General features: G+C 72.6%; 23 protein-coding genes. 9 read left to right on the forward strand and 14 right to left on the reverse strand.

Features of this window, described 5'->3' with window-relative positions; genetic code table 11:
• Window positions 1-149: 149 nt before the first annotated feature.
• Both ACIBBD_RS19090 and ACIBBD_RS19095 read right to left on the reverse strand, forming a co-directional pair.
• Entirely contained in the window at window positions 150-353 is a 204-nt protein-coding gene (locus ACIBBD_RS19090) for a hypothetical protein (protein WP_058922942.1), read from the reverse strand.
• A gap of 380 nt (window positions 354-733) precedes the next feature.
• Complete coding sequence (locus ACIBBD_RS19095; protein ID WP_399420605.1) at window positions 734-1,015, reverse strand: acylphosphatase; 282 nt, start codon at window positions 1,013-1,015, stop codon at window positions 734-736.
• Window positions 1,016-1,279: 264 nt separating this feature from the next.
• On the opposite strand from ACIBBD_RS19095, the gene ACIBBD_RS19100 reads away from it, so the two are divergent.
• Entirely contained in the window at window positions 1,280-2,458 is a 1,179-nt protein-coding gene (locus tag ACIBBD_RS19100; protein ID WP_399420606.1) for a CAP domain-containing protein, read from the forward strand.
• Window positions 2,459-2,525: 67 nt separating this feature from the next.
• Here the strand turns inward: ACIBBD_RS19100 and ACIBBD_RS19105 are convergent, their stop codons facing one another.
• Window positions 2,526-3,113: a flavodoxin family protein gene (locus ACIBBD_RS19105; RefSeq protein WP_399420607.1), complete on the reverse strand. Its 588-nt coding sequence runs from the start codon at window positions 3,111-3,113 to the stop codon at window positions 2,526-2,528.
• A gap of 137 nt (window positions 3,114-3,250) precedes the next feature.
• On the opposite strand from ACIBBD_RS19105, the gene ACIBBD_RS19110 reads away from it, so the two are divergent.
• Window positions 3,251-3,652, forward strand: coding sequence for a winged helix-turn-helix transcriptional regulator (locus tag ACIBBD_RS19110; RefSeq protein ID WP_399420608.1), 402 nt, complete (start codon window positions 3,251-3,253; stop codon window positions 3,650-3,652).
• Here the strand turns inward: ACIBBD_RS19110 and mutM are convergent.
• From mutM to recG, 8 genes are all read right to left on the reverse strand, one after another.
• Complete coding sequence (gene mutM, locus ACIBBD_RS19115; RefSeq protein WP_399420609.1) at window positions 3,625-4,485, reverse strand: bifunctional DNA-formamidopyrimidine glycosylase/DNA-(apurinic or apyrimidinic site) lyase; 861 nt, start codon at window positions 4,483-4,485, stop codon at window positions 3,625-3,627. The two genes, ACIBBD_RS19110 and mutM, sit on opposite strands and share 28 nt — an antisense overlap.
• Before the next feature lie 140 nt (window positions 4,486-4,625).
• Window positions 4,626-5,453 (reverse strand): ribonuclease III, encoded by an 828-nt coding sequence (rnc, locus tag ACIBBD_RS19120; RefSeq protein ID WP_399420610.1) that lies wholly within the window; start codon window positions 5,451-5,453, stop codon window positions 4,626-4,628.
• Window positions 5,454-5,460: 7 nt separating this feature from the next.
• A complete protein-coding gene (gene rpmF / locus ACIBBD_RS19125) occupies window positions 5,461-5,634 on the reverse strand; it encodes a 50S ribosomal protein L32 (protein ID WP_003951102.1) in 174 nt (57 codons plus the stop codon).
• 2 nt (window positions 5,635-5,636) lie between these two features.
• Window positions 5,637-6,281 carry a YceD family protein gene (locus ACIBBD_RS19130; RefSeq protein ID WP_399420611.1) on the reverse strand — a complete coding sequence of 215 codons (645 nt, stop codon included), beginning with the start codon at window positions 6,279-6,281 and terminating at the stop codon, window positions 5,637-5,639.
• 161 nt (window positions 6,282-6,442) lie between these two features.
• Window positions 6,443-7,531, reverse strand: coding sequence for an ATP synthase F0 subunit B (locus ACIBBD_RS19135; RefSeq protein WP_399420612.1), 1,089 nt, complete (start codon window positions 7,529-7,531; stop codon window positions 6,443-6,445).
• A gap of 99 nt (window positions 7,532-7,630) precedes the next feature.
• Complete coding sequence (gene coaD / locus ACIBBD_RS19140) at window positions 7,631-8,110, reverse strand: pantetheine-phosphate adenylyltransferase (RefSeq protein WP_399420752.1); 480 nt, start codon at window positions 8,108-8,110, stop codon at window positions 7,631-7,633.
• A gap of 26 nt (window positions 8,111-8,136) precedes the next feature.
• Window positions 8,137-8,721: a 16S rRNA (guanine(966)-N(2))-methyltransferase RsmD gene (rsmD, locus tag ACIBBD_RS19145; protein ID WP_399420613.1), complete on the reverse strand. Its 585-nt coding sequence runs from the start codon at window positions 8,719-8,721 to the stop codon at window positions 8,137-8,139.
• Between the two features lie 69 nt (window positions 8,722-8,790).
• Window positions 8,791-11,007 (reverse strand): ATP-dependent DNA helicase RecG, encoded by a 2,217-nt coding sequence (gene recG / locus ACIBBD_RS19150; RefSeq protein WP_399420615.1) that lies wholly within the window; start codon window positions 11,005-11,007, stop codon window positions 8,791-8,793.
• 167 nt (window positions 11,008-11,174) lie between these two features.
• Between recG and ACIBBD_RS19155 the strand changes: the two genes are divergently transcribed.
• Together ACIBBD_RS19155 and ACIBBD_RS19160 are read left to right on the forward strand one after the other, a co-directional pair.
• Window positions 11,175-13,019: an HSP90 family protein gene (locus tag ACIBBD_RS19155; protein ID WP_399420617.1), complete on the forward strand. Its 1,845-nt coding sequence runs from the start codon at window positions 11,175-11,177 to the stop codon at window positions 13,017-13,019.
• Entirely contained in the window at window positions 13,016-15,973 is a 2,958-nt protein-coding gene (locus ACIBBD_RS19160; protein WP_399420618.1) for a tetratricopeptide repeat protein, read from the forward strand. The genes ACIBBD_RS19155 and ACIBBD_RS19160 overlap by 4 nt, the downstream gene beginning before the upstream one ends.
• A gap of 447 nt (window positions 15,974-16,420) precedes the next feature.
• Here the strand turns inward: ACIBBD_RS19160 and ACIBBD_RS19165 are convergent, their stop codons facing one another.
• Window positions 16,421-18,217, reverse strand: a complete 1,797-nt coding sequence (locus ACIBBD_RS19165; protein ID WP_399420619.1) for a DAK2 domain-containing protein — start codon at window positions 18,215-18,217, stop codon at window positions 16,421-16,423.
• Between the two features lie 256 nt (window positions 18,218-18,473).
• Here ACIBBD_RS19165 and rpmB point away from each other — a divergent pair, with 256 nt between their 5' ends.
• The 5 genes from rpmB (at window position 18,474) to ACIBBD_RS19190 (ending at window position 22,367) form a co-directional block, all read left to right on the forward strand.
• Complete coding sequence (gene rpmB, locus ACIBBD_RS19170; RefSeq protein ID WP_003993230.1) at window positions 18,474-18,659, forward strand: 50S ribosomal protein L28; 186 nt, start codon at window positions 18,474-18,476, stop codon at window positions 18,657-18,659.
• Window positions 18,660-18,688: 29 nt separating this feature from the next.
• Entirely contained in the window at window positions 18,689-19,480 is a 792-nt protein-coding gene (locus ACIBBD_RS19175; protein WP_399420620.1) for a BTAD domain-containing putative transcriptional regulator, read from the forward strand.
• Window positions 19,399-20,064 (forward strand): hypothetical protein, encoded by a 666-nt coding sequence (locus tag ACIBBD_RS19180; protein WP_399420621.1) that lies wholly within the window; start codon window positions 19,399-19,401, stop codon window positions 20,062-20,064. The genes ACIBBD_RS19175 and ACIBBD_RS19180 overlap by 82 nt, the downstream gene beginning before the upstream one ends.
• 159 nt (window positions 20,065-20,223) lie before the next feature.
• Window positions 20,224-21,126 (forward strand): tetratricopeptide repeat protein, encoded by a 903-nt coding sequence (locus ACIBBD_RS19185; RefSeq protein WP_399420622.1) that lies wholly within the window; start codon window positions 20,224-20,226, stop codon window positions 21,124-21,126.
• A gap of 35 nt (window positions 21,127-21,161) precedes the next feature.
• Complete coding sequence (locus ACIBBD_RS19190) at window positions 21,162-22,367, forward strand: FAD-dependent monooxygenase (RefSeq protein ID WP_399420623.1); 1,206 nt, start codon at window positions 21,162-21,164, stop codon at window positions 22,365-22,367.
• Here the strand turns inward: ACIBBD_RS19190 and thiD are convergent.
• Window positions 22,339-23,148: a bifunctional hydroxymethylpyrimidine kinase/phosphomethylpyrimidine kinase gene (thiD, locus tag ACIBBD_RS19195; protein WP_399420624.1), complete on the reverse strand. Its 810-nt coding sequence runs from the start codon at window positions 23,146-23,148 to the stop codon at window positions 22,339-22,341. The genes ACIBBD_RS19190 and thiD overlap by 29 nt on opposite strands.
• The gene (locus tag ACIBBD_RS19200; protein ID WP_399420625.1) at window positions 23,145-24,110 is read right to left on the reverse strand and encodes a thiamine-phosphate kinase; all 966 of its coding nucleotides are present in this window, start codon (window positions 24,108-24,110) and stop codon (window positions 23,145-23,147) included. Before ACIBBD_RS19200 ends, thiD begins: the two co-directional genes overlap by 4 nt.
• Window positions 24,111-24,283 lie beyond the last annotated feature (173 nt).

Below are 24,283 nucleotides of genomic sequence, written 5' to 3' on the forward strand. Positions count from 1 at the left end.
GGGCACACCACTCGTTGAAGAGACTGAAAGGATGCGCGGGGAAAGAAAGAAGGGACGCCGAAGCGTCCCTTGCAACTTCTGACAACTAAGCGGTCCGACGCGGTTGAAAAGAGTCGCCCAACCACTGCTGTTGTGGAGCAGTGCAGCGATCAGGTGAGCGCAGGCTCCGCCTGGTGTGCGTCGATGCTCTCCATGATCCTGTCGTGAGAAGCGGCAGCCGTCAGGGCGTCGTTCTCGGCCTGGATCCGTACGAGCTCGGATTCCAGGTCCTGGACGCGCTGCTGGAGCCGTCGCATCTCGGCGAGGAGTCGCGGGTCGGAGCCGCCGACGTAACCGAGAAGCGCCTTTGCCATGATGGATGGTCCTCCACACTGAGTGACCGACCGAAGCGGTGTGGGTCGTGAGGGATTCGCACCCGCGATGCTTGGCAGGATCGTGTTCCTGCTGCCGTTCATCCATGCCAAACAGCTGGGTGCGCGGGGTGCTTTCAGCGTCTCACCAAAAAGTTTGACGGTCAACACGATCACGCCCCGTATTGGCGGGCAACCCTGGGGCGCGCGGCCGGAAACGGCGGCGCTGCGACTCCTGCGGGGCCCTCAGGGCGTGGCGATCATCCTTACGTGCGGAGCCTGCCACCGCAAGCGGTTCTTGGCAACCACCTGCTTCTTTCTGCTGGGGGCACGTGCCGGTGGCATGCTCCTCCGCTTCCGGGCGGGGTTCGGGCACCCGATCGTCAGCGGATGGCGAAGCCGTCATAGCCGCCGCGCGGTGTGTCCCATATCTCTGTGACTCCGTCCACGCGCCCGGGCGTGTCGTCACTCTGGAGCCACTCCAGCAGGCCCTCACAGCTCCTCGGGGACCCCTCGGCGACCACCTGGACCCGCCCGTCGGCCAAATTGAGAGCAAAACCACTCAGACCGCCGATCTCCAACGCCTTGGCCCGCGTGAACCAGCGGAAACCCACGCCCTGCACGTGTCCGCGCACCCAGACGACCAGCCGTACATCCTCGCTCATGGGTGCCACCTAACCAGGCAATGTCACTTGGGACACTTCCTCCCCCGGCGGCATGCGGTACCGTCCCGACCCAATGCATCTCATATGAAACTCACTCGATCGAGTGAGTCGGGTCGACCAGCAGGAGTCATGCGCCACGGGGGCGCGGGTCGACCGCAGCGCAGGGGGCTCCGCTCGGACCAGAGGGACTCCGCTCACGCAGAGGGACTCCGCTCGGACAGAGGGACTCTCCGCCCAGACCAGTTGGACGAGGAAGGCCAGGACATGGGACGCCACCGACGCTCCGCCGCCGGCCGCGCCGCCACGGGCCGCGCCACGGGGGCCACCCACACCGACGGCTCGCACCCGCAGGGGCACGCCCGGCAGGACTCGTACGCCGGCGAGACCCCCACGATGGGCATCGCTCCGTACCTGAACCCCGAGGCGTACGCCGACTCCGTGGCCCGGAGCCAGGAGTACCTGTTCGCGCCGGACGACGCGTACCCACGGGCGTCGGCCGACACCGCGGTCCTCCCGGCCGGGGGCTTCTCCCCGGACGGCGGTCCGCGGCGGTCCGGCCCCGGGCGGGGCGGCTCGGGACGCCGCCGCAAGAAGAAGGCCGTGACCCCGGTGAAGACGGGGCTGCTCGGGATGTCCGCGGCGGTCGCCCTCGGCACGGTCGCGGTGGCCACGGGCGTGGTGCCCGGCCTCGACAACTACCGGCTCGGCGACGGCGGCGGCTCCGCCGACCGGGTGCAGGCCGCCGACTCGCCTACCAACTCGGCCGCCGAGCAGGGCGGCACCTCCGGCTCCGCCGAGACCGCCGGCGTCGGAACGCCGGCCAGCGGAAACGCCGGCGGGTCCACCTCCGCCCCGACTTCGGCGTCCCCCTCCCCGTCGGCCTCCACCACGTCGCCGAGTGCCTCGCCGACCACCGAGAAGCCGAAGGCCACGCCGACGAAGGAGCGGGAGAAGACCCCTCCGAGGACCCCGTCGAAGACTCCCTCCAAGACTCCTTCGAAGGCTCCGTCCAGGACGGCCCCGAAGACGCCGGAGAGGACCAGCGCCCCGGTGACGGTCTCGGCGGAGGTCCAGGCCGCGGCCGAGGTCCTGAAGCTGGTCAACGAGGAGCGGGCCAAGGTCGGCTGCAGCGCCCTCTCCGCCAACAGCGCGCTGACCGAGCTGGCCCAGAGGTTCAGCCAGGACATGGCCGCGCGCGCCTTCTTCGACCACACCGACCCGGACGGGGCGACCCCGTGGGACCGGGCCACCCGGGCCGGCATATCCGACCTCGGCGGCGAGAACATAGCCCGGGGCCAGACCGACGCGGCGGCGGTGATGGAGGCCTGGATGAACAGCCCCGGCCACCGCGCCAACATCCTCAACTGCGACTTCAAGACCCTGGGCGTGGGAGTCCACCTCGGCTCCGGCGGCCCCTGGTGGACGCAGGACTTCGGCTACTAGACCCGCCCGGCCGGTCCGCACGGCGGTCCGTCCAGCCGGTCCTTCCGGCCGGTCCGGACGGCGCGGCTCAGGCCGCGAGCGCCCGCCCCGCCGCGAACTGCTTCGCCGTCTCCGCGACCCGGCGTCCCAGGTGCTCCGCCGTCGCCAGGTCCGCCTTGTGGACGGCGTCGGGGCCCTCGTCGACGTTGGTCTGGGCGGCCGCGCCCAGGAAGACGCCGAGGCGGTTGAGGTCGGTCTCGGAGGCCGTGCTGCTGTTCCAGCCGGGGAGCAGGCCGAGGTTGATCCAGTGCATGCCGAGCTGCGCCGCGAGGATCTGGAAGAACTGCAGCGTGTGCAGCTTGTCGCCGCTCTTGGAGCCGGAGTTGGTGAAACCGGCGGCCAGCTTGTCCTTCCACGCCTGGGTGGCCCAGCGCTGGGAGGTCGCCTCGGCGAAGGCGTGGAAGGCACCGGAGGCGGTGCCCATGTAGGTCGGCGAACCGAACACGATCGCATCGGAGCCGTCGAGCAGCGCCCACTGCTCCTCGGTGATCCCGTCGACCTTGATCAGGTGGGCCTGGGCACCCGCCTCGACGGCGCCGGCGCGAACGGCCTCCGCGAGAACGGCGGTGTGGCCGTAGCCGGAGTGGTAGGCGATGGAGATAACGGGGGTCGTCACGTGCGTACTCCTTGGACACGATGAGAACGGGCCACCGTGAGCGGGAGAAGCAGCTCATCGGCGATGACGAAAGGAAAGCACTAACTTCTAGTTAGTGCAACCTGTTGGTTAGCGCTGCCGTCGCGTACGCTGGGGACATGGACGGCACTCACGAGCGCACCCCGGAGCAGGACCTCCCGTACAACGTGTTCGCCAAGGCCTGCCCCTCGCGCGGCACGCTGGAGCACGTGACGGGACGCTGGGGCTCTCTCACGCTCGGGGCGCTCAAGGAGGGCTCGCTGCGCTTCAACGAGCTGCGCCGCCGTGTCGACGGCGTGAGCGAGAAGATGCTGTCCCAGACGCTGCACGCGCTGGAACGCGACGGGCTGGTGCACCGCGAGGCCCAGCCGACCAACCCGCCCCGCGTCGACTACGAGCTGACCCCCCTGGGCCATGAGGTGGCCGAGCGGCTCCTGGGCCTGATCCACCTGGTGGAGGGCCGGATGGACGACGTCCTCGCGGCCCGCGAGCTCTACGACGAGACGCGCGGCGGCCTCTGACACTTCGGGCAGAAGTAGCTGGACCGGTTCATCCACGGGCGCCGGCGCATCGGCGTGCCGCAGCGCTTGCAGGGCAGTCCCTCGCGCCCGTAGGCGTCCAGGGACCGGTCGAAATAGCCCGACTCGCCGTTGACGTTGACGTACAGGCTGTCGAAGCTGGTGCCGCCCACGGCGAGGGCCGCGTTCATCACGTCCCGGACGTGGCCGAGGAGTTCGGCCGTGCGGGGACGGGTGAGGGTCGCGGTCGGGCGGTCGTAGTGGATGCGGGCGCGCCACAGGGCCTCGTCCGCGTAGATGTTGCCGACGCCGCTGATCAGCGACTGGTCGAGCAGGGCCCGTTTGATCGTGGTCCGCTTGCGGCGCAGCGCCCGGTGGAAGGCCTCGTCGTCGAAGAGCGGGTCGAGGGGGTCGCGGGCGATGTGCGCGATGACGTCGGGCAGTCCGTCGGGGGTGGTGTCGTGCAGCGACAGACCACCGAAGGTCCGCTGGTCGACGAAGCGGAGTTCGGTGGCGAGGGCGTCGGCGAAGCGGACACGGATACGCAGGTGCTTCTCGTCGGGCGACCCCTGCGGCTGCACCAGGAGCTGGCCGCTCATACCGAGATGGGCCAGGATCGCCTGGGCCGTGTCCTCCAGGGGCAGCCAGAGGTACTTGCCGCGGCGGCTCGGAACGCCGACGCGGTGGCCCTTCAGACGGTGCGCGAAGTCGTCGGCGCCGGCCACATGACGGCGTACGGCACGTGGATGCAGCACCTCGGCCTCGGCGACCGTGCGATGGGCGACCCACCGCTCCAGGCCGCGCCGGACGACCTCGACCTCGGGCAACTCGGGCATGGCTCCCCCGTCACTCCCCTGTACGGCGATCCGCAGGGCGATTCTCTCCTGACGAGCCGAGCGCCCACCCCTGCGGCGGGGCGGGCGCTCGGTCGCGCTGTACGTCAGTGCACTCGGGGCGGGCCCGGATGCCTGACCGACTAGGCGGAGGCGGACTCGGGGTCCGCGCTGCCGTCGACGGACTGGACGGCCGCGGCCGCCTTCGCCGCCTTGGCCCGCTCGTCCGCCGCGGCGCGGATGGACCGCCACGCGGACTCGGCGGCCTGCTGCTCCGCCTCCTTCTTGCTGCGGCCGGTGCCGGTGCCGTACGAGACGCCTCCGACGCGGGCGGCAGCAGTGAAGGTCTTCTCGTGGTCGGGGCCGGTCTCCGTGACCAGGTACTCGGGAACGCCGAGCCCTTCGGTCGCGGTGAGCTCCTGGAGGGACGTCTTCCAGTCCAGGCCGGCTCCGAGGTTCGAGGACTTCTCGATCAGCGGGTCGAACAGGCGGTGCACCAGTTCGGAGGCCGCGTCGAGGCCCTGGTCGAGATAGACCGCGCCGATCACCGCTTCGAGGGTGTCGGCGAGGATGGACGCCTTGTCCCGGCCGCCCGTGCCCTCTTCACCGCGGCCCAGCCGGATGAAGGAGCCCAGGTCGAGGCCGCGACCGACCTCCGCCAACGCGCGCGAGTTGACCACCGCGGCCCGCAACTTGGCCAGCTGGCCTTCGGGCAGGTCGGGGTGGGTGCGGTACAGCGTGTCCGTGACGACGAGGCCGAGCACGGAGTCCCCGAGGAACTCCAGCCGCTCGTTCGTCGGCAGACCGCCGTTCTCGTACGCGAAGGAACGGTGGGTCAGCGCGCGCACCAGAAGGGCGGACTCGACCTGGTAGCCGAGCCGCCCTTCCAGAAGCGTGTGGGACGAGGCCGTGTTGTCCGCCTTTTTCCTGGCGACTGATTCCGCCTTGGCGTCAGACATGAAGCCTCTCACCAGCCGCTCAGACCTCGAGGACCTGGCGCTTGTTGTAGGTGCCGCAAGACGGGCACGCGATGTGCTGCTGCTTGGGCTCGTGGCAGCGCTCGCACGCAACCAGGGTGGGGACCGCAGCCTTCCACTGCGACCGGCGGTGGCGCGTGTTGCTGCGCGACATCTTCCGCTTCGGAACAGCCACGGCTACTTCTCCTGCTTCTCGTCGACGCCCGCTTCGGCGCCGCTCATCTCGTCCTTCTCGCCGTCTTCGAGTGAACCGGCGAGTCCCTGCAATGCCGCCCAACGGATGTCGACGGCGTCGTGGTGGTGGTCCGGGTCGTCCGCCAGCCGCTCTCCGCACTCGGAGCACAGGCCGGGACAGTCGTCCTGGCACACCGGCTGCATCGGCAGTGCGAGCACCACCGCATCGCGCAGCACGGGTTCGAGGTCGAACAGGCCGTCCTCGAGAAAGAGTCTGTCCTCGTCTTCCTCGGCGTCGTCGACCGGTTCCGCCTTGGGGCGGCCACGGTCATCGGCGTCAGGGTACGAGAACATCTCCTGGAAGTCCGCTTCGAGCTCCAGCTCGACCGGCTCCAGACACCTTACGCACTCCCCCTCGGCCCGTGCACGGGCGGTGCCTGTGACGAGCACACCTTCCATGACCGACTCGAGGCGGAGATCCAGCTCCACCGGGGCGCCTTCCGGCACTCCGATGACCCTTTGGATGCCGAGGTCCTTGGGGGCGTCGATCGTGCGGGTCAGGCGCTGCAGCGCGCCAGGACGCCGCCCCAGCTCGTGCGTGTCGAACACGAGAGGGTTGCGGTGGTCGAGGCGGGCGTTCAGGGCCATTCCTGCTTTCGATCTTCCGAGCTCTGGGGACGCTGCCCTTCGGTGTTCCGGGCAGCGGTGATCGCGGGCGTATACGGAGTCGGCTAAGCGCACACGCGACCGAAGAGCCAGGATACTGGAGCATTCGCTCACAGCCCAATCCGGTGCCCCCGCCCCTGCCGTTACAGGCCGCGGCCCTGTTCGTAGGCGCGTAGCTGCTCGGCGCTGATCATGCTCGTGTCGAAGAGACTGGTCTCGTCGAGGGCGTACGTCCGGGGGTCCTGCTGGGGCTGCGGCGGCTGCTGGGCGCCCTGGTTCGGGTCGTACGGGGCCTGCTGGGTGCCGTAGTCCTGGACGGGGGCCCCTCCCGCCTGGGCCGAGCCGAAAGCGGGGGAGTACGGGTCGGCCTGCTGGTACCCGTACGAGTCCTGCCCGCCGCCGTAGGTCTGCTGCTGGTAGCCGCCCGGGTAGGGGTCCTGCTGGTAGCCGTAGGCGGGCTGCTGGTCGTACTGCTGCTGGTGCTGCGCGGGCTGCTCGGCCGAGGTGTCCTGGTCCGCGAGGGCGGCGAGGTCGGCGAGGTAGTCGGCGTCGGAGGAGTGCTGGAAGGTCGTGGTGTCGTCGGCGAGGGCGCCGAGGTCGTCGGTGGCGATACGGCCGTGCAGCTTCTGCCGGCCGCGGCCGACGGCCTGCAGGGTCTTGGCCAGGACCGCCTCGAAGGCGCCCAGCTTGGCGTCCACGTAGGCGTCGGCGTCGCGGCGCAGGGTCTCGGGGTCGTGGCTGCGCTCGGGGGCGTCCTCGTCCTCGTAGCCCTGCTCGTCCAGGCCGGGTCCGGTGCCGAGGAGCTTCTCGCGGCCGCGGCCGACGGAGCCGAGGGTCTTGGTGAGGACGACCTCGAAGTTGGCGAGCTTGGAGTCGACGTAGTCGTCGGCCTCGGCGCGGATCTCCTCCGCCTCCTTGCGGGCCTCGGCGAGGATGCGGTCGGCCTCGGCCTGCGAGCGGCGGGCGATCTCGGTGTCGGAGATCAGGGAGCCGCGCTCGGCGTGTGCGGTCTCGATGATCCGCTCGGCCTCCTGGCGGGCCTGCTCGACCATCTGCTGGCGGCCGCCGATCAGCTCCTGGGCCTGCGCCAGGGAGTCGGGCAGGGCCGCGCGCACCTCTTCGAGCAGGGCGAGCAGTTCCGCGCGGTTGATCACGCACGAGGCCGACATCGGCATGGATCGGGCGCTGGAGACCGCTGAGACGATCTCGTCGAGCTTCTTCTGCACGTCCACCGGTTGCTCGCCACTCTCTACAGCTGTTTTGGAGACGGACGGGACGACTGTACGGCCATGAGGTGTCCGCCGGACACCGGGTGACGGGCCGTCAGGAGGTCAGTCGCTCCGCAGGCGCTCGGTGAGCGCTTCCAGCACGATCGGCGGCACCAGGTGGGAGACGTCCCCGCCCCAGGTGGCGACCTCCTTGACGAGGGAGGAGGAGAGGAAGCTGTAGGTGGGGTTGGTCGGGACGAAGAGCGTCTCGACGCCCGAGAGGCCGTTGTTCATCTGGGCCATCTGCAGCTCGTAGTCGAAGTCGCTGACCGCGCGCAGGCCCTTGACGATGGCCGGGATGTCACGTTCCTTGCAGAAGTCGACGAGGAGGCCGTGGAAGGCCTCGACCCGGACGTTCTCGTACTCCGAGGTGACCTCGCGGATCAGGTCGATCCGCTCGTCGATCCCGAACAGGCCCTTCTTGGACTTGTTGATCATCACCGCGACATAGACCTCGTCGTAGAGGCGGGAGGCGCGGGAGATGATGTCGAGGTGTCCGTTGGTGATCGGGTCGAACGACCCGGGACAGACGGCGCGGCGCACTTGTGATCCCTCGCTCTCCGGTCCGGTCATCGTGCGTCTTCGCACGTAGAGGCGGCGCGACCGTACCAAAACGTTCCCTCGCCGTAGCGACGGGACCGAATCGCGTCGAAGCCGTCCGGCCAGTGGAAGGTGCCGCCTCTGGTGCTGCGCTCCACGGTGACGAGCGCTTCGGGCGCGAGCCAGCCTTCCGTGCGGAGTGTGAGCAGAATCTCCCGAAGATCGTCGTCCGAGACGGCGTACGGCGGGTCGAGGAAGACCAGGTCGTACGGCTCGTCCGGGGGCGTCTGGATGATCGGGCGGGCCTTGCCCGCCCGGACCTCGGCGCCGGGCAGGCCGAGGGTGCGCACGTTCTCCCGGACGGTGCGGACGGCGCGGGCGTCCGCCTCGACGAGCAGGACGTGACCGGCGCCCCGGGAGAGGGCCTCCAGGCCCACGGCGCCGGAGCCGGCGTACAGGTCGAGGACGCGTTCGCCGTCGAGGGGGCCGCCGAGCAGGGACTGCCAGGTGGAGAAGAGACCTTCGCGTGCGCGGTCGGAGGTCGGGCGGGTGCCGGTCCCTGGCGGGACGGCCAGGCGACGTCCGCCGGCCACGCCGGCGATCACGCGGGTCATGTCCTGGGTCCTTGTCGGTGTGCTCGGGTGGCTCGGGCGCGGTGCCCGACCGGTGACCGTCCCAGTCTGTCAGCCCTTCTCCAGGTACTGCTCCCTCTCCTCGTCCAGCAGGGCGTCCAGGGCCGTGCGCAGGCCCGGGAGACGGGCCAGCTCCGGGTCGGCGGCGACGACCGCGGTGGCCTCCTCCCTGGCCTCGGCGATGACCTCCTCGTCCTCGATGACGGCGAGCACGCGCAGGCTGGAACGGGCGCCGGACTGCGCCTGGCCCAGGACGTCGCCCTCGCGTCGCTGTTCGAGGTCGATGCGGGAGAGCTCGAAGCCGTCGAGGGTGGAGGCGACGGCATTGAGACGCTGGCGTGCCGCGCTCGCCTCCGGCATCTCGGTGACCAGGAGGCAGAGCCCGGGAGCCGAGCCACGGCCGACCCGCCCGCGCAGCTGGTGGAGCTGGGAGACGCCGAAGCGGTCGGCGTCCATGATCACCATCACGGTGGCGTTCGGCACGTTCACGCCGACCTCGATGACGGTCGTGGCGACCAGGACGTCGGTGTCACCGGCGGCGAAGCGGCGCATGACCGCGTCCTTGTCGTCGGGGGGCATCCTGCCGTGCAGGACCTCGACGCCGAGGCCGTGGAGCGGCCCCTTGGCGAGCTGGTCGGCAACCTCCAGCACGGCGAGCGGGGGGCGCTTGTCGGCCTCGTCCTCGGGGGCTTTCCCCTTGCCGGCCTTCTTCGGGTCGTCCTCCTCGTCGCCGATCCGGGGGCAGACCACGTACGCCTGGTGGCCCTTCGCCACCTCCTCGCGGACCCGCTCCCAGGCGCGGGCCAGGAAGTGGGGCTTGTCGGCGGCGGGGACGACATGGCTGGCGATGGGTGAGCGGCCGGCCGGGAGCTGGTCCAGGACGGAGGTCTCCAGGTCGCCGAAGACGGTCATGGCGACGGTGCGCGGGATGGGCGTGGCGGTCATGACGAGCAGGTGCGGAGGCTGTTTTCCCTTGCCACGCAGGGCGTCGCGCTGCTCGACGCCGAAGCGGTGCTGTTCGTCGACGACGACGAGACCCAGGTCGTGGAACTGGACCTTGTCCTCGATCAGCGCGTGGGTGCCGATGACGAGGCCGGCCTCTCCGGTGACGAGGTCGAGCAGGGCCTGCCGTCGCGCGGCCGCCCCCATCGACCCGGTGAGCAGCACGACCTTGGTGGCGTCCTCGGCGCCGCCGAGCATGCCTCCCTCGGCCAGCTCGCCCATCATCTCCACGATGGAACGGTGATGCTGCTGGGCGAGCACCTCGGTGGGCGCGAGCATGGCGGCCTGACCCCCGGCGTCGACCACGGCGAGCATGGCGCGCAGCGCCACCATGGTCTTTCCTGATCCGACCTCTCCCTGCAGCAGGCGGTGCATCGGATGCTCCGTCGCCAGGTCGTCGAAGATCTCCTTCGACACCTTGCGCTGGCCCTCCGTGAGGGTGAAGGGGAGACGGTCGTCGAAGGCGGCGAGGAGGCCGTCGGGACGGGGTCTGCGGGGGACCGCGGGGAGTTGGGCGTCGGCGTGACGGCGGCGGGCGAGGGCCACCTGGAGGACGAAGGCCTCGTCCCACTTCAGGCGGGCGCGGGCGTCGGCGATGTCGGCCTTGGTGTGCGGGCGGTGGATCTTGAGGAGGGCCTCGGGGAGGGAGACCAGGCCACGGCCCTCGCGGAGGCCGTCGGGGAGGGGCTCGATGGCTTCCTGGGCGCTGGGCAGGACCGTCTGGATCGCCTTGCCGATCTTCCAGGACTCCAGCTTGGAGGTGGCGGGGTAGATCGGGATGAGGGCGCCCGCCCATGTCTCGACGGCGTCGCCGGGGTCGTCGGAGTCGCCGCGGAGCAGTTCGTAGGCCGGGTGGGCCAGTTGCAGACGGCGGTTGAAGACGGAGACCTTGCCCGCGAACATCGCTCGGGTGCCCGGCAGGAGCTCCTTGTGGGGCTTGTGGACGCCGTTTCCGAAGAAGACCAGCTGGAGGCGGCCGCTGCCGTCCGTGATGGTGACCTCCAGGCGCTGGCCCTTGCCCCGGGGCGCCTTGGCGGAGGCGAAGGTGTGCAGGCGGGCGTCGGCGACCATCGCGACCACCGTGACGTGCTCGTCCATGGGGAGGTCGGCGAGGTGGGTGAGCTGGCCGCGCTCCTCGTATCTGCGCGGGTAGTGGTGCAGGAGATCGCCGACGGTGTGCAGGCCGAGGTACTCGGCCATCACCTTCGCGGTCGGTGGGCCGAGCACCTTTTTCAGTGGTTCGTCGAGTGCGGGCACGAGATCCATTGCACACCACGCCACTGACAATGCCGTATACGTGTTGTGAAACCCCTGGTCAGACGGCTCGTTCGAGCTCTAGGATGGCGCGCTCCGGCCATCCCCGCGGTCACCGCCCCACCGGGACCGCCCGACCCCGCGCCGCCGACCCTCCCCCCGTCCGCGGCGCTGCAGCGATGGACTCCCAGACCTCACAGTCATCCCAGGCATCACCCTCACCTCATACGTTCCAGGTCGACCTGCGCGGTCTGGTGGACCTGCTGTCCCATCACCTCTACTCCAGTCCCAAGGTCTACCTGCGCGAGCTGCTGCAGAACGCCGTGGACGCCATCACCGCCCGGCGGGCCGAGGAGCCCGACGCCCCGGCGCGGGTGCGGCTGTCCGCGTCGGGCGGGGCACTGCGGGTGGAGGACTCGGGCGTCGGTCTCACCGAGGCCGACGTGCACAGCCTGCTGGCCACCATCGGACGCAGTTCCAAGCGGGCGGACGGGCTGCGGGAGGCCCGGTCCGACTTCCTCGGGCAGTTCGGCATCGGGCTGCTGGCCTGTTTCTTGGTGGCCGAGCGGATACGGGTGGTCAGCCGCAGCGCCCGTACACCCGGCGCGCCGCCCGTGGAGTGGACGGCCCGTGACGACGGTTCGTACACCGTGCGGACGCTGCCCGACGCGGAGCGCCCCGAGCCGGGCACCACCGTGCACCTGGTGGCGCGGGCGGGGGCCGCGGAGTGGCTCACCGAGCAGCGGGTGCTGCAGCTGGCCCGGGACTTCGGCTCGCTGCTGCCGTACGACGTGCGGGTGGGCGGCGAGGCGGTCACCGATCTGCCGGCGCCCTGGGACCGGGCGTACCCCTCCCCCGCCAACCGGCGGGTGGCGCTGGCCCGGCACTGCCATGAGCTGTTCGGTTTCACACCGCTCGACTCGATCGAGCTGAACGTGCCGCTGGCGGGGATCCGCGGAGTGGCGTACGTGCTGCCGGCGGCGGTCAGTCCGGCCCAGCGGGCGGGTCATCGCGTGCACCTGAAGGGCATGTTGCTGACCGAGCGGGCCGAGCATCTGCTGCCCGACTGGGCGTTCTTCGTCCGCTGCGTCCTGGACACCGACAGCCTGCGGCCCACGGCCTCGCGCGAGTCGCTGTACGAGGACGAGACGCTGGCGGCCGTGCGGGAGGCGCTGGGCGAGCGGATCCGGTCGTGGCTGACGGGTCTCGCCGCCGGCGACCCGGAGCGGCTCGGGGCCTTCCTGGCCGTGCACCACCTGGGGGTGAAGTCCCTGGCGCGGCACGACAGGGAGATGCTGCGCACGATGCTGCCGTGGCTGCCGTTCGAGACGACCGACGGGCGGCTGTCGCTGGAGGAGTTCGCGCAGCGGCACCCGGTGGTGCACTTCACGCGGACCGTGGAGGAGTACCGCCAGGTCGCGCCGATCGCGTCCGCGCAGGGCGTGGGGGTGATCAACGGCGGTTACACGTACGACAGCGAGCTGATCGAGGCGCTGCCGGACGTACGGCCGGGGACGGTGGTCGCCGAGCTCGACGCGGACACCGTGACCGCGCACCTGGACGCGGTCGATCCGGCCGAGGAACTGGCGCTGTCGGGTTTCCTCGCGGCCGCGCGGGCCAAGCTCGACCCGCTGGGCTGTGACGTCGTCCTGCGCGCCTTCCATCCCCTGTCCGTGCCCGCGCTGCACCTGGACGACCGGGCGGCCCGGCACGAGCAGGCGCGGGCGGAGGCCGAGGCGCAGGCGGACGATCTGTGGGCGGGCATCCTGGGCTCGCTGCGCGGCAGCGCCCCGCGCGCGCGTCTGGTGCTCAACCACCTCAATCCGCTGATCCGCAGGATCGGTTCGCTGAAGGATCCGGAGCTGATCGGCACCGCCTCGGAGTCGCTCTACGGGCAGGCGCTGCTGATGGCGCAGCGGCCCCTGCGGCCCGCGGACTCCGCACTGTTGAACCGGTCGTTCATCGGCCTCCTCGAATGGGCCACACACGGGGAGTCCGCACACGGGGAGGACGGTCGCCGATGACCGGTATCACGGACTTCGACTCCCTCCGCCGGGCGATGGCGGAGAACTCCGAACAGCCCGAGGGCCCGGCCCGCAACGCGCGCGCGGAGCAACTGCTCGTGGAGGCCGAGAGGCTGAACGTCCCGCTCGCCGTGATCGAGGCCCTCGGACACCAGCTGAAGGTCTACAACTACAGCTCCGAGAAGGACAAGATGTTCGTCCCGTTCGCGCGGCTGCTGCGCATGTGGGACGAACGGCCCGAGGACTTCGACGAGTACGAGACGCACTCGCTGCACTGGGTCTTCAAGTGGATGTCGGCCGGCATGCTCGACCAGCCGCACATTCCGCTGGCGTCGGTGGAGAAGTGGCTGGGCGAGATGGAGCACCGCTACCGGCTCGCCGGGCACTCCGAGCGGGCGGTGCGCAGCGCCGAGTTCAGCGTGGCCGCGCACATCGGGGACGTGGCGCGGGCCGAGCGGGCGTTCGCCGCCTGGCTGGCCGCGGACCGCGACACCATGGCCGACTGCCACGCGTGCGAGCTGCACGGGCAGGGCTGGTGGCAGGCGGAGCGGGGCCGGGACGCCGAGGCCCTGGACGTGTGGGCGCCCGTCCTGGAGGGCGCGTACACGTGCGCGCACGAGCCGCACACCGTGCTCGCCTCGTCCCTGCTGCCGCTGCTGCGCCTCGGGCGCCTGGAGGAGGCGCGCGCCCACCATCTGCGGGGCTTCCGGCTGGTGCGGGCCATGGAGAGCATGCGCGGCGCGTACGCCGACCACGTGGAGTTCTGCGCCCTGACCGGCAACGAGGCGCGGGGCCTGGAACTGCTCGCGGAGCGGCCGGCGTACTTCACGGACGAGGGGCAGCCGCGCAGCAAGCTGGCGTTCCTCAGCGTGGTGGTGCTGCTCATGGAGCGGCTGTCCGCACTGGGCCTCGGCGGTCAGCGGGTGCCCGGGCCGGCCGGACGGCCGTGGACCGCGGACGATCTCGCCGCCCACGCGCGCGGGGAGGCCCTCGCGCTGGCCGCGCGTTTCGACGAGCGCAACGGCACGTCGCACGTGAGCGAGCGGGCACGCGCGCGTATGGCGCAGCGGCCGCTGGTGGAACGGCTGCCGCTCGGGGTGCGGGCGGTGCGGCCGGCGGCCTCGGTGACCGTGCCTCCGGCTCCGGTCGCGCCGGCCGTCGAGCCGGAGCTGTCCGACCTGCTCGCCGAGGCGCGGCGGTTGTCGGACACGCTGCGGCCGCACGCCGTCGAGGCGTGGGCGGCGGTGGCGCGGGCGGCCGAGGGCGCTGACCTGGACGCCCGGGACCGCGCGGAGATCCTCGACCACGAGGCGATGGGGCTCGGCCCGGAGGGCGCCGAAACGTTCGAGCGGGCCGCCGAGCTGTACGCGCAGGCGGGTGACCCCGGAGAGGCGCTGGCGGCACGCGCGCGTGCCGCGTACGTCCGCGCGCTCGCCGGGGACGTCGAGGAGGCGCTCGCCGCGGTCGCCGGCCCCTACGACCAGGTCCTCGCGCTGTACGCCGAGGGCGGTACGCAGGTGTCGCAGGCGGCGGGCGTCCTGATGGGCCGGGCGCGGATCCTGATGCGGCGCGTCCACGAGGCCGACGGGCCCGTGGCGGAGGCGGTCCTGACGGAGGCAGAGGCGGCCGTACGGGAGCTGCTGGCGCTCGTCGAGGGGCGGGCCGGGGACGACGTACGGCTCGCCGCGCGGGTCGCCGAGGGGCACGCGATGCTCGCGGAGCTGGCGGCGCGCGCGGGAGACCCGGAGGCGGGCGCGGAGCTGTTCGCGCGGGCGGCGGGAGAGTTCGTCGCGGCGGGCCTGCCGTGGTTCGCCGTGGAGTACGAGGCCCGGCTGGCCGGACTCGCGCACCACCTGGGCGACCTGGTGGAGGCGGAACGGGCACTGCGGGCCGCCCTGGAGCACGGCGGCGCCCACCTGGAACCGGTCGGGCGGGCGCAGCTGCACCTCCAGCTCGCCGAGGTAGTCGGGGGCCGGGGACAGGCGGCGGAGGCCGCCGAGCACGCCCTGGAGGCGGCGCACTGGGCCGACGAGGCGGGCGAGGGTCCGACGTTCGGCGCGTGGGCACGGCACCAGCTGGGCGGGTTCCTGGTGCGGCAGGGCCGCTGGGCCGAGGGCGCGGAGGTGCTGGAGTCGGCGCTGACGGACCTGAGCGCCGAGACGCACGGCGACGGGGTGGTCGTCCAGACGCAGTGGTGGCTCGGCGACTGCCTGAGCGAGCTCGGGGAGCACCGGGCGGCCGCCGAACACCGGTTGCAGGCCGCCGAGATCGCCCGGCACTGGCCCGAGCAGCACGACCACGCCACCCTGGCGCACCTGGCTGCCGAGTCCCTCGGCCAGGCGGGGCTGTCCGCCGAGGCGGACCGGGCCTACGCGCGCGCCGGCGAACTGTGGCGCTCCCTCGGCAACGTCCACGGGCTGGTCCGCTCCCTGCGCGCCCGCGCGTGGCTGGCGTTGCGCACGGACGACGGCACTGACGCGGCCCGGGATTTGATGACGAGCGCCGTCGAGGAGTGCGCGAACGTGTTGGGCGCCGCCGAGGACGAGGAGGCGCGCGTACGGCTCGTCGTCGAACTCGGCCACACCCACCGTCAGTTCGGTGACCTGCTCGCCCGCTCGGCCGCCGAGGACGCCGACGACGACTCCATCCGGTCCGCGCTGGAGGAGGCCCTGTGCCAGATGGCGGACGCGGTCGCGGTGTTCGCCTCCCTGGGGGACGACGCCCTGCACGCCCGCACCGGCGCCGAACTCGCCGCCGGCTGGCTCGAGACCGACCTGGGACGCCCCACACAGGCGGCGGCACGCGCGCGTGCGGTGCTGCGGGCGTACGCGCACGTGGAGGCCGACGCCGACCTCGACGCCGAGGACGGTGGCGGGGGTGACGAGACCGTACGGGCGCGGCGGGCGGAGGCGGAGCAGTTGCTGCAGGTGGTGGAGGAGCAGGAGGATCGTTGAACGGCGATCGTTGAGCGGCGATCGTTGAACGGCCCTTTTGCGGGTGCGGGGATTGTTGAACGAAGCTCCCGGCAGCGGGGGATCGTTGAACGGACCCCGCTGGGGTTCGGGGATCGTTCAACGAAACTGCCGTATGCGCAGGAATCATTGAACGAATCCCTGTGAGCGTGAGGATCGTTGAACGAAACCCACTAAGGTGCGGGGATCGTTCAACGAGACTGCTGCCGTACGCGCGGGATCGTTGAACGAATCCTTGGGAGTCTGGGAATTGCTGAACGAACACGCAAGGGGGCACGGGAACGTTGAACGAGACTGCCGCAGGTGCGGGGATCGTTGAACAAGCCCCTAGCGGCAAGGGGATCGTTGAACGAGTTCACCCCAGCCACGGGGATCGTTGAACGATCCCCGCCGACCCACCGACGCGCCGCCCCCGGTCCGCCCCTCCCCCTACTCCACCCCGATCAACAACAGCGCCCCCTGCCGACCGCCCCGGTACACCACCGTGTCGACCGCGAGGTAGGCCTCCCGCACCCGCGCCTCGAGTCGCTCGGCGACGCCGTCGGGAGCCTCGTCGCCGAGCACCAGGGTGACGAGTTCCCCGCCCGCCGCCAGCATGCGGTCCAGGACGGTCTCCGCGGTGGCGGTGACGTCGGCGCCGATGACGGCGACGTCGCCGTCGATGAGCCCGAGGACGTCGCCGGCCTGGCAGATGCCGGCCATGGTCCAGGACTGGCGCTCGGCGACGGCGACCTCGGCGTAACGGGTGGCGCCGGCCGCCGAGGTCATCGAGACGACGTCCTCGTCGAAGCGGCGGTCCGGTTCGTGCACGGCGAGCGCGGCGATCCCCTGGACCGCCGACCGCGTCGGGATCAGGGCCACCCGGACGCCCTCGGAGCGGGCCTGCTCGGCAGCCGCGGCCGCCGTGTGGCGCAGGTCGGCGTCGTTGGGCAGCAGCACGACCTCGCGCGCGTGGGCGCACCGCACGGCCTCGACGAGTTCGCCGCTCGCGGGCGGTTCCCCGGGGCGCGCGAGGACCGTGGTCGCGCCGGCCTCGGTGTACAGCCCGGCCAGGCCCTCGCCGGGCACGACGGCGACGACGGCCCGCTGGGCCCGCTCCCGAGGTGGACGTTCGCCACCGCGCGCGTGCACGTCGTCGGCGCCGAAGTGCGTGATGCGGATCCGGTACGGCCGGCCGGCCTCGACGCCCGCCTCCACGGCGGCGCCCGCGTCGTCGACGTGCACGTGCACGTTCCACAGCCCGTCGCCGCCGACCACCACGAGCGAGTCCCCGAGCGTGTCGAGCCGCTCCCGCAACCTGTCCACGGCCGCGTCCTCGGCCTCCAGGAGATAGATGACCTCGAAGGCGGGGCCACCGCCCTCGGCGGCGTCGGCGCAACGGTCGCCCTCGCTGGTTCCCGCGGCACCGGCCTCCGCCTCGACGGCCGCCCCTGCCCCGGCCTCCGCCTCGACGGCCTGCGCCTGGACGGACGCCAGGCGCGCGTGCGCGCCCGGGGCGGGGGCGGCGGAGTCGCCGGGCCGCTCCCCCGTGAACGTCTCGACCAGCGCGGCGAGCACCGCCACCAGCCCCCGCCCACCCGCGTCGACCACCCCCGCGCGCTCCAGGACGGCCAGCTGGCCCGGGGTCGCGGCCAGCGCCGCGCACGCGCCCCGGTAGGCCTCCCGGGCGACCGTCCCGCAGTCGCCCTCGGCCCCTCCCGCCGCGTCGGCGGCGGCCGAGGCGACCGTCAGGACCGTGCCCTCGACCGGGTGGGCCACGGCCTGCCGGGCGGAGTCGGCCGCGTGCCGCAGGGCCAGACGCAGCCCCTCCGCGTCGGTGTGAGGGGGGTCTCCGTCGGCGAGCACCTGGGCCATGCCGCGCAGCAGCTGGGCGAGGATCGTCCCGGAGTTCCCGCGCGCGCCGATGAGCGCGCCGTGCGCCATCGCGCGCGCGGCGTCCGCGAGGGAGGGGCCTCCTGCGTCCGGGAGGGAGGGGCCTCCTGCGTCCGCGAGGGAGGGGCCTCCGGCGGGCGCGGAGCCGGCCTCGTACCCGGCGAAGACGGCCTCGACCGCGGTCGCCGCCGACTCGACGGTCAGATAGAGGTTGGTGCCGGTGTCCCCGTCCGCGACCGGAAAGACGTTGATCGCGTCGATCTCCTCACGTGCCCGTCCGAGCGCGCGCAGCGCGAGGCCGCACCAGGTGCGCACCGCGAGAGCATCGAGGAATGTCTGCGGCACCTGCGGCACCTGCGCCTCCTTGAGCTGCTGGACTGGGACGCAGCGTAGACCTTGGGCGGGTGTCCACCGGAAGAGGGCCGGGACCGGGGCCTGAGCAGCCGTGGTAGTTTCGTTGTGCTGGCGCAGTCGTTGTATGCTGCTCCGGTTGCCCGATCCCGATCGGGCTATCCCCCCTGGCAGCGCCACTCAGATCTCTGATCCTACGATCGCGATCCCGGCATGCCGGGATCAACCGTAAGTGCATCTGAAGTCTTTGGAGTGACCCGTGGCTGCCAACTGCGACGTCTGCGGCAAGGGGCCGGGCTTCGGCAACAACATCTCGCACTCGCACCGCCGTACGTCCCGCCGCTGGAACCCGAACATCCAGCGTGTGCGTACCGTGGTGGGCGGGACGCCGAAGCGCGTGAACGCTTGCACCTCGTGCATCAAGGCCGGCAAGGTCTCGCGCTGACGCACAGCTAAGCGCGCGGCCACTGCTGGTTGCTGCAGAAAGCCGGTCCACCTCGGTGGGCCGGCTTTCTGCTGTTCCCTGAAACCGGCGACGGGGACCCGGCGACCGGGACCTGCAACCGGGACCCGGCAACCGGGCGACCTGCCCCACTCCGGCCATGCGTTTCGGCATCCTGGGCCACCTCGACCTCCGCACCGACGACGGCACTCCCCTCGACCCCGGCGGCCCGCGCCCCCACGCCCTGCTCACCCTCCTCCTGCTCGACGCGGGCCGCGGCGTCTCCGTGGAACGCCTGCCCGAAGGCGTGTACGGCGCCGAGCCGCCCGCCGGGGGCCGCCAACGCGCTGCAGTCCCAGGTCTCCCGGCTACGGCGCCGTCTCGACCCGCACACCGAGATCGAGGCGGGGCCCGGCGGGTACCGGATCGGCGTCGCCCCGGACGCCGACGACGCGCACCGCTTCGAGCGGCTGGCCGCGGAGGGCCGTACCGCCCTCGCCGCCGGCGATCACCGGCGGGCCGCCGTCCGGCTGCGCGAGGCCCTCGCCCTGTGGCGCGGCCCGGCGCTGCCCGACCTGCCGGACGGTGATGCCGAGGGACCCCCGGCTCGTCGCGAGGACGCGCACGCCCGGACAGGTCGCGAGCAGCAGCGCGGCCACCCGGGCCGCGCGACGCCGTCGAGGCGGTCTGCGGCCTGCCGCACCCCGAGGACCTGCTGGCCTCCCTGGTCGAGAAGTCCTTCGTGGAGGTGGCCGAGGGCCCGCGTGCGGCCGGTGACCGAGAAGCCGCCGACGGACCGGCGACGGCCGGCGGGCCGGAGCTGATCGACGGCGGGCCGGGGACGACCGACGGGCCGGGGCTGACCGACGGCGGGCCGGGGACGACCGACGGGCCGGGGCTGACCGACGGCGGGCCGGGGACGACCGACGGCGGGCCGGAGCTGACCGACGGCGGGCCGGAGCTGACCGACGGCGGGCCGGGGACGACCGACGGGCCGGGGCTGACCGACGGCGGGCCGGGGCTGACCGACGGCGGGCCGGGGACGATCGATGACCGAGGTCTCCCGGAAGCGGCCGTGAGCAGTTATCGCATGCTGGAGACGATCCGGGCGTTCGCCGCCGGGCAGCGCGTCGGTGAGCGGGCTCTGCGGGACGCGCGCGCCGGGTACTTCCTGCGGCTGGCCGAGCGGGCGGAGCCGTGTTTGCGCGGCGGGGGGCAGCTGCCGTGGCTGGCGCGGCTGGAGGCCGAGCGCGACAACCTGGACGCGGCCGTGGCACACCTGACCGCCACCGATCCGGCCGCCGCGCTGCGGCTGATGGCGGCGCTGACCTGGTTCCGGCGGCTGCGCGGGCCCGCCGCACGGCGAGCAGTCGGCGCAGGCCCGCGCGCTGCTCGCGGCCGTCGGTGACGAGCCGCCCGAGGGGCTGGCCGAGGAGTACGCGCTGTGCCTGATGAGCACCGTCACCGGGCGCGGTGACGACCCGGAGGAGGCCGACCGCGTCACGCGCGTGACCGACGTCGTCACGTCGCTGACGGGTCCGCTGCGGCTGCCGTTCACGATGGTCCTGTGGTCGCTGGCCGGCGGCCCGCTGGCCGCCTCCGTCAACGACTTCGTCCGGGTGCGGATCGGCGACGGCGCGGGGGGGGCGCGCTGCTGGACCTCGGCGGTGCCTACCAGGCGCAGTTCGCGGGCGACGCGGTCGCCTCCGAGGCCTCCTTCACCCGCGCCCTGGCCGGCTTCCGCGAGACCGGGGACCGCTGGGGCATGGCGAACTGCCTCGACCCGCTGGGCCTGTTCGCCGGCCGGCGCGGGGAGTACGCGCGCGCGGTGGAGCTCCTCGACGAGGGCCTGAGGTACGTACGGGAGCTGCGGGCACCGGAGGAGACCGCGGATCTGCTGCGCTCGCGCGGGACGGTGCTGCTGCACCGGGGCGACACCGAGGAGGCCGTCGCGCACCTCACGCCCTCCATGGCCCTCGCGCGCACGGCGGGCGCCCCCGACAAGGTGGCGGCCGCCCGGCGCGGGCTCGGCGACGCGGCCCGGCTGGCCGGGGACGCCGCGCACGCGCGCGTGCAGTACGAGACCGCCCTCCAGGCGTGCGCGGCGAACTGGTTCAGCCTCGGCGAGACCGTCCTCATCCTCGTCGGACTGGGCCGCGCGGCCGCGGCCGACGGGGACCTCGGCCAAGCCCGCGACTGGTTCGCGCGGGCCCGGGCCCTCGCCGACGAACCGCCCGGCCCCAAGCCCCTCGCCGCCGTGGCCGAGGCGCTGGCGTCGGTCGCCGAGGATCCCGAGCGGGCGGCCGAGCTGCTCGGTGCGGCGGCGGGCCTGCGCGGCTCCGGCCCGCACACCGATCCCGACGTCGTCGGCACGGAGCGCGCCGCCCGCGCGCGGCTGTCCACCGGGGCGTACGCGCGGGCCTTCGCACGGGGCCGGAGCCTGCGGTCGGCGGCGGTCAGCGAACGGTAGGGAGACGGTCAGCGCCTCCCCCGAAGCTCCTGCCCATGACAAAGACACAGCGCGTCGCCCACCTGAACGTCCTGATCTCCGGCGCGAGCGTCGCCGGCCCGGCCCTCGCCCTCGGCCTCCTCCGCCACGGCGCCCGGGTCACCGTCGTGGAGAAGGCCTCGGACCTGCGTGCGGGCGGCTTCGCCGTCGACTTCCGCGGTCATGTCCACCGCGAGGTCCTCACCGCCATGGGCATCTGGGACGAGATCCACGCCCGCCAGACCCACATGGGCCGCCAGACCGTCGTCGACGCCGACGGGAACCCGCGGGTGGACCTGCCGTCCGCGATGATGAGCGGCGATGTCGAGATCTTCCGCGGCGAGCTCGCCCGGATGATGTACGAGCGCACGCGGGACGGCGTCGAGTACGTCTTCGGCGACTCGATCGCCGGCCTCACGGAAACCTCCGACGGCGTCGAGGTCACCTTCGACAGCGGCGCCCCCCGCCGCTTCGCCCTCGTGATCGGCGCCGACGGCCTGCACTCGAGCACCCGCCGTCTCGTCTTCGGCTACGACCCCCGCCACCTGCGTTTCTCCGACCACTACGTGGCGGGCTTCGCGGTCCCCAACGACCTGGGGCTGGACCGCGCCGGCCGCCTCTACAGCGAGCCCGGCCGCGCGGTGGCGATCGGCAACTACGACGGCGACCCCGACCGCGCGGGCGCCCTGCTGGTCTTCCGGTCCGGGCAGCTGTCGTACGACCGCCGGGACGTCGCCGCGCAGAAGCGGATCATCGCGGAGCGGTTCGCGGGAATGGGCTGGGAGACCCCCGCGGTCCTCAGGGCCCTGGAACAGGCCGAGGACCTGTACTTCGACGCGATCGCCCAGGTCCACGTCGACCGTCTCGCCCGGGGCCGCGTGGCGCTGCTCGGCGACGCCGGGTACGGCGCGATCATGGGCGGCATGGGAACGGGCGCGGCGATCGTCGGCGCCCACGTGCTGGCGGGTGAGCTGGCCCTCGCGGGCGGCGACCACCGCACCGCGTTCGCCGAGTACGAGACGCGGATCAGGGGCTTCGCCAAGGGCTGCCAGAAGGTTTCCGGCAACGCGGGCCCGTTCTTCGCCCCGCCGACCGAGCGGCGCATCCGCAGCCGGGACCGGATGTACCGGCTGCTCAGCTCACCGCTGCTGGCGAGCTTCTTCAAGAGGCTCACCGAGAAGGCGGCGACCGACATCACACTGCGGGCGTACCCGGCCGCGTGAGGCCCCAGCCGTGGTCCACCGGGCCGATGCCGCCGCCCAGCGCGAACCCGGCCGCGATCGCCCCGGTGACGTACTTCTTGGCCGCCGCCACCGCCTCCGGTACGGCCTGCCCCTTCGCGAGCTGCGAGGCGATGGCCGACGCGAGGGTGCAGCCGGTGCCGTGCGTGTGCCGGTTGTCGTGCCTGGGCGCGCGCAGCCAGTGCTCGGCGGTGCCGTCGGTGAGCAGGTCGACGGCGTCGCCGGGGAGATGACCGCCCTTCACGAGCACCCACCGGGGTCCGAACGACAGCACGGCGGCCGCCGCCTCCCGCAGCTGGTCCTCCGACTCGACGCGGACGCCGGTGAGTTGGGCCACCTCGTCGAGGTTCGGGGTGGCGACGGTGGCGGCCGGCAGCAGTTTCGTCCGCACGGAGTCCAGTGCCGAGGCGGCCAGCAGCGGGTCCCCGTGCTTGGAGACGCCCACCGGGTCGACGACCACCGGCGCGTCCGTGCCGGCGATCAACTCCGCCACCGTCTCGACGAGTTCCGCGGAGGCCAGCATCCCGGTCTTCACGGCCTGTACGCCGATGTCGTCGACGACGCTGCGGTACTGGGCCCGCACCGCCTCCACAGGGAGCTCCCAAGCTCCTTGCACGCCAAGGGAGTTCTGGGCGGTGACCGCGGTGAGGACGCTCATGCCGTGCACGCCGAGCGCGAGCATCGTCTTCAGGTCGGCCTGGATGCCCGCGCCCCCACCGGAGTCGGAGCCGGCCACCGTCAGCACCCGGACAGGCGCGCTCATGACTCGATGTCCCCGAAGTGGTCCCAGCCGCCCTTGGTGGTCCAGGGCGCTCCGTCGACCGTCACCTGGGGCAGGGCGGAGGGGTTGAGGACCTCGCCGATCACCTTCCAGCGGGCCGGCAGCTTCACGTCCGGAGGGAAGGTCGCCACGATCGCGTGGTCCTCTCCCCCGGTCAGCACCCACTGGATGGGGTCGACGCCGACGGCCTGCCCGATGTCGTTCATCTGCGACGGGATGTCGATCGCGCCGGAACGGATGTCGATACGGACCTTGCTGGCCTCCGCGATGTGCCCGAGGTCGGCGATCAGCCCGTCGCTCACGTCGCACATGGCGGTCGCGCCCAGCGCGGCGGCCGCCGGGCCCGCGTGGTACGGCGGCTCGGGGCGGCGGTGGGCCTCGACGAAGGCGCGCGGCGAGCGGAAGCCGCGGGAGAGGACCGCGTACCCGGCGGCGGACCAGCCCAGCCAGCCGGTCACCGCGACCAGGTCGCCGGGCTGGGCGCCGCCCCGGGTGATCGGCTCCTGGTTGCGCAGGTCGCCCAGCGCGGTGATCGACACCATGATCGTGTCGCCGCGTACGACATCACCGCCGACGACCGCGGCGCCGGCCACCTGGCACTCGTCGCGCAGGCCGTCCATCAGCTCGGTCGGCCAGGTCACCGGCAGTTCGGCGGGCACGACCAGGCCGAGCAGCAGGGCGGTCGGCACGGCGCCCATAGCGGCGATGTCGGCGAGGTTCTGGGCGGCGGCCTTGCGGCCGACGTCGTAGGCGGTGGACCAGTCGCGGCGGAAGTGCCGGCCTTCCACCAGGATGTCGGTGCTGGCCACGACCCGCCGGTCGGGCGCGGCGACCACGGCGGCGTCGTCGCCGGGGCCGACGCGGACCGCCGGGGTGGTGGTGAGACGGGAGGTGAGCTCCCTGATGAGCCCGAACTCCCCGAGCTCACCAACAGTGCCCTTCATCGCCCTTGCTCCCCTTCTGTCCCTGTCCCTGTCCGTGCCCGGTCGCGCGTCACCAGTGTCCTCGATACGGTCGAGATGACCGTCAACTTCTGTCGTGCCTGCACCCCGGCGCGCGAGTCGTGGTTTCCGCAGGTCTCCCCGCGGCGAGCGGCGACGCGATACCGTGGCGTTCC

This window comes from Streptomyces sp. NPDC051315 (genome assembly GCF_044455165.1).
Taxonomy (GTDB): domain Bacteria; phylum Actinomycetota; class Actinomycetes; order Streptomycetales; family Streptomycetaceae; genus Streptomyces.